The organism is Herbidospora sp. RD11066, from assembly GCF_054661255.1.
On sequence record NZ_BAAGDO010000324.1, the window covers coordinates 1 to 242 of the forward strand.

Below are 242 nucleotides of genomic sequence, written 5' to 3' on the forward strand. Positions count from 1 at the left end.
GCCTCCTCTTTTGTGATGCTGTCCATCCACGTGACCGTTTTTAAATTTTCAAGGAGAGCCGCGCGGATATTCTGAACCATCGCATTTGCATGTCCTATACTTTCATTTGTAAAACCACTGCCATTTATAAACAGCATGGCCACACCCATATCAAGCGACGAGTCTGTACCGCGGACGCATCTTCGCCATAATGGACTGGATTTCTGTATTCCGTAAGCTTCCCGAGAAAACATCATATATGC

1 protein-coding gene is annotated in these 242 nt (G+C 45.5%); it reads right to left on the minus strand.

What is annotated here, in order from left to right:
• Window positions 1-236, minus strand: a 236-nt coding sequence (locus ACYQ78_RS40035; RefSeq protein WP_459806223.1) for a hypothetical protein, incomplete at its 3' end; no start/stop codon positions are given.
• Window positions 237-242: the final 6 nt, after the last annotated feature.